This window comes from Massilia brevitalea (assembly GCF_030711405.1).
GTDB lineage: Bacteria > Pseudomonadota > Gammaproteobacteria > Burkholderiales > Burkholderiaceae_D > Telluria > Telluria brevitalea.
Map to the genome: position 1 here is coordinate 1 of NZ_JAULSI010000097.1, position 4,360 is coordinate 4,360.

A 4,360-nucleotide genomic window follows, 5' to 3' on the forward strand; every position below is an offset into this window, starting at 1 on the left:
ATTCAATCTTCTTCTTGCAAAACGGGTGGAGTCCATAGATACGATCTCATCCGTCCGTGGCCATCCGGCATGTCATCACGGCGCGATCTCATCCGTTCACGGCCGTACGACGCGCTTAGCTTATGCCTCTTATAATCCCGCCTTCTTCCATACCGCTGCTTCGCTCTGTGAACACCCGCCCCTGCATTGCTATCGTCAGCCCGGCCGCTGCCAGCGACAACAACGGCAACTGGCAGACGGCCAGCCGCTGGGCGCGCTCCCTGGGCAAGGACTATCGAGTGCGCGTCGCCGGAAGCTGGCCGGACGCGAACGAACCGGAACCCGGCCTGTTAATCGCCCTGCACGCACGCCGCTCGGCCGCGGCGCTGGCCGCTTTCTGCGCACGTCACCCGGACAAACCCAGCATCCTGGTCCTGACCGGCACCGACCTCTACCGCGACATCGACACCGTGCCCGAGGCGCAAGCCTCGCTCGAGCACGCCAGCGCCCTGGTCGTGCTGCAGGAGGCCGGCCTGGCGCGCCTGCCGCCGCGGCTGCGCGCCAAGGCCCGCGTGATCTACCAGTCGGCCCCTGCCCTGCTGCCGGCGCCAGGCGGCAACCGGCGCCATCTCGACATCTGCATGATCGGCCACCTGCGCCCCGAAAAAGACCCGCAAACCTTCATGCGCGCCGCGCAGCTGGTGACACATCCACGCCTGCGCCTGCTGCACATCGGCGACGCGCTCGACCCCGCATTGGCGGAGGCGGCAAGCATCACCGAACAGGCAACAGAGCGCTACCGCTGGCTCGGCCCGATGACCCGCGCCGCCACGCGCCAGCGCCTGAAGCGTTGCGCCGCCATGGTGATCGCCTCCCGCATGGAAGGCGGCGCCAACGTCATCATCGAAGCCGTCACCAGCGGCGTGCCGGTGCTCGCCTCCGATATCGACGGCAACCTCGGCATGCTGGGCCGCGACTATCCCGGCTACTTCGCGCCCGGCGACGCCGCCGCCCTGGCCCGGCTGCTCGACCGCATCGCAAGCGACCCCGCATTCGACGCCCTGCTGCGCCGCCAGTGCGCCGCACGCGCTCCGCTGTTCGCCCCGGCCACCGAGCAAGCAGCCTTGTGCGACTTGGTGGATAATCTGCTGCGCGCAAGCGCCCCCTGAATCAACCAATAAAGTGGAACCGAACATGAGCGACCAGACCATCAAACTGACTTCCTTCTCGCACGGCGGCGGCTGCGGCTGCAAGATCGCACCCGGCGTGCTGGCCGAGATCCTGAAGAAGTCGAGCGGCTTCCCCGTGCCGCCGCAATTAATGGTCGGTATCGAGACGGCCGACGACGCCGCCGTCTACAAACTCAACGACGAGCAGGCATTGATCGCCACCACCGACTTCTTCATGCCGATCGTCGACGATCCCTTCGACTTCGGCCGCATCGCCGCCACCAACGCCATCTCCGACGTGTACGCCATGGGCGGCACCCCGATCATGGCGCTGGCCCTGGTCGGCATGCCGATCAACAAGCTGCCTTTGGCGACCATCGGCGAGATCATCCGCGGCGGCGAATCGATGTGCGCCGAAGCCGGCATTCCGATCGCCGGCGGCCACACCATCGATTCGGTCGAGCCGATCTATGGCCTGGTGGTGCTGGGCCTGGTGCATCCGGACCGCGTGAAGCGCAATGCCGACGCCCGCGCCGGCGACGTGCTGATCCTCGGCAAACCGCTGGGCGTAGGCGTGCTCTCGGCCGCGCTGAAGAAGGATGCGCTGGGCGAGGACGGCTATGCCGCGATGATCGCCAACACCACCAAGCTGAACAAGCCGGGCAAGCTGCTGGCCGAAATGGACGGCGTGCACGCCCTGACCGACGTCACCGGCTTCGGCCTGCTCGGCCACCTGCTGGAACTGGCGCGCGGCGCCGGGCTGGAAGCCCGGCTCGACATGGACGCGATTCCCCTGCTGCCCGGCGTGCTGCAGCTGGCCCACGACGGTTACTTTACCGGCGCATCCGGCCGCAACTGGGATGCCTACGGCAAGGATGTGGTGCTGGCGGAAAATGTCAGCGCGGCCCAGCGCGCCCTGCTGACCGACCCGCAAACCTCGGGCGGCCTGCTGGTGTCGTGCGCACCGGAAGCGGCCGATGCGGTGCTGGCCCTGTTTGCGCACGAAGGCTTCGGCGACGCGCGCGTCATCGGCCGCATGGACGCAGGCAGCGCCCGGGTCGTGGTCGACGCCTGAGGCCGATGCAAAAACGGTGCCTCCCCCGGCGCCGTCCGCAGGGATGCATATCGTTGCGCCTGACATATTCTCGACGCTTGTCTACGCAATTATTTTTGCATCTCTCTGGCAACAAATTATCTTTTTGAGAATTGTCGGTTGTATAATCGCAGCGCCGGCGCAGACCGGACTCGACACCCAAGACGACTTCCAGAGACACATGCCGACGCCCGTGGCCGCATCCGCGCCCCCCGATCCCGACCCTGACCTCGAGCGCCTCCCCCATTGGCTGAGCCGCCTGGGCGACGCGATCCTGACGACCGACAGCCGCCAGCGCCGCACGCTCAGCCTGCTGCTGCTGGCCGCCCTCGTCACCGCCACCGTCGTGGCGCTGCTCGGCTACGCCACCATGATCGGCGTTGCGCAAGCAAAAAACATTGCCTGGCTGGCCGGCCTGTTCGGGCTGTTCATGGTCGGCTTCTACACGACCATCCGCAGCGGCCTGAACCGCCGCTTCAGCGATCCCACCCTGGCCCTGCCCCAGGTAATCTCGGCCCAGAGCCTGATCGCCACCGGCTACGCCATGACCGGCCCGGTGCATGGCGCCACCGTCATCATGCTGTCGCTGGTGATGGTGTTCGGCATGTTCAGCCTGCGCCCGGCGGCCCTGCGCGTGGCCAGCCTGTACACGGTGGCGGTAATGGGCGCGGTCATGTACTGGTGCGTGCGCCACCAGCCCGAACTGTATCCGGCGCGTCTCGAACTCTTCAATTTCGCGCTGACGGCGGTGGTGATGCTGGCCATGTCGCAATTGTCGGGCCAGCTGATGGACATGCGCACCCGCGTCAAGACCCAGAAGATCGCCCTCGAACAGGCGCTCACCCATATCAACGAGATGGCGGCGCGCGACGAACTGACCGGCCTGCCGAACCGGCGCCGCATGATGACCCTGCTGCAGGAACACGCGACGCGCCATGCGCGCGGCGGCCCGCGCTTCTACGTCTGCATCATCGACCTGGATCACTTCAAGAACATCAACGATACCTTCGGCCATGCCGCCGGCGACGCCGTGCTGCGCGCCTTTGCCAACCAGGCGCAGCAGGTGCTGCGGAATACCGACATGATCGGCCGCTGGGGCGGCGAGGAATTCCTGCTGCTGCTGCCGGAAACCCCGCCGGGCGAACCGACCCTGGGCGTGGCGCGCCTGCGCGATACCCTGGCCGTGATGCCGGCCAGCCCGGCCCTGCCCGACCTGCGCGTGCGCTTCTCGGCGGGATTCGCCCGCTACGAAGACGGCGAGCCGATCGACCAGGCCATCGAACGCGCCGACCGCGCGCTGTATGCCGCCAAGTCGGCGGGACGCAACCGCAGCGTTGTGCTTTGAAGGAATTAAGACGAAATAAGTTGAATGTGAACCAAATTTATCGTGCGCAGACGACTTTGTTGCTTCATCAACCACAGTAGATAAGTCCGCAGCCCACGTTTTTATGTATGACGGCAAAAGTGGGTTCACAATGGCGGGCGTAAACCTCTTCGTCATCGATTCGCATTACAGCGGGGCCTGCATCCACATCTTTTTAACCAGGCCATCAAAGTCAACCGACATGCGGCTGCTTGCAAAATAAATGACCTGGCTCACAGCATTGCTAAAGCAAGCGGCCTAAGCCTTTAAGCGCTTTATTCGTACCATTCAGCCGGCGGGTGTTTTTCCGGCCAGCGCATATCGTTCTTGTTCTTGCCGCTACAGATCGACTCATCAACGAATATGCCGGTTTGCACACCACGACATGTCCAAATCATCCTTCCTTGATGATTAAACATATCCCAATCAAAATCATAATCTGGTGCGATTTCGTATTGGGATGGCACCCGTTTCGAATGAGACTTTTTATCTTTCGCTTCGGTTTTTGATGATTTACCCGGAAGCTCTTTCGAGCCAGGCTCCGCCATCACACCACTACAAAAGACCGCCACCAGAAAAAATATCATTGACGACTTCACAATCACCTCCAATGCGCACTGCCTAATGATCCCAAAAACAACCCACCCTATATCAGGGTATCAAGTCAAGAAGCTGTCACCATACAATAAAAGCAAAATAGACGCACGCGACTGAGGAGGGTAGGAAGGGTCTGTTACCAGAACCCCTCCCCCCTAA

Annotated in this window: 4 protein-coding genes; 3 read left to right on the forward strand and 1 reads right to left on the reverse strand. The window is 63.5% G+C overall.

From position 1 onward, the window contains the following. Nucleotides 1-167: 167 nt before the first annotated feature. The 3 genes from senB to QWL29_RS26340 all read left to right on the forward strand — a co-directional run bounded on the left by senB (nucleotide 168) and on the right by QWL29_RS26340 (nucleotide 3,586). Nucleotides 168-1,148: a selenoneine biosynthesis selenosugar synthase SenB gene (gene senB, locus QWL29_RS26330; protein ID WP_305825816.1), complete on the forward strand. Its 981-nt coding sequence runs from the start codon at nucleotides 168-170 to the stop codon at nucleotides 1,146-1,148. Between the two features lie 25 nt (nucleotides 1,149-1,173). After that, nucleotides 1,174-2,223, forward strand: coding sequence for a selenide, water dikinase SelD (gene selD / locus QWL29_RS26335; RefSeq protein ID WP_305825817.1), 1,050 nt, complete (start codon nucleotides 1,174-1,176; stop codon nucleotides 2,221-2,223). A gap of 199 nt (nucleotides 2,224-2,422) precedes the next feature. Continuing rightward, nucleotides 2,423-3,586 (forward strand): GGDEF domain-containing protein, encoded by a 1,164-nt coding sequence (locus QWL29_RS26340; RefSeq protein WP_305825818.1) that lies wholly within the window; start codon nucleotides 2,423-2,425, stop codon nucleotides 3,584-3,586. Between the two features lie 293 nt (nucleotides 3,587-3,879). Here QWL29_RS26340 and QWL29_RS26345 read toward each other — a convergent pair whose 3' ends face one another. Next, nucleotides 3,880-4,191 (reverse strand): hypothetical protein, encoded by a 312-nt coding sequence (locus QWL29_RS26345; protein WP_305825819.1) that lies wholly within the window; start codon nucleotides 4,189-4,191, stop codon nucleotides 3,880-3,882. Nucleotides 4,192-4,360: the final 169 nt, after the last annotated feature.

What these genes read in the sequence shown, in the direction of transcription:
- QWL29_RS26340 (WP_305825818.1), top strand. Translation starts at nt 2,423, where the DNA reads ATGCCGACGCCCGTGGCCGCATCCGCGCCCCCCGATCCCGACCCTGAC.
- QWL29_RS26345 (WP_305825819.1), bottom strand. Translation starts at nt 4,191, where the DNA reads ATGATATTTTTTCTGGTGGCGGTCTTTTGTAGTGGTGTGATGGCGGAG.
- selD (WP_305825817.1), top strand. Translation starts at nt 1,174, where the DNA reads ATGAGCGACCAGACCATCAAACTGACTTCCTTCTCGCACGGCGGCGGC.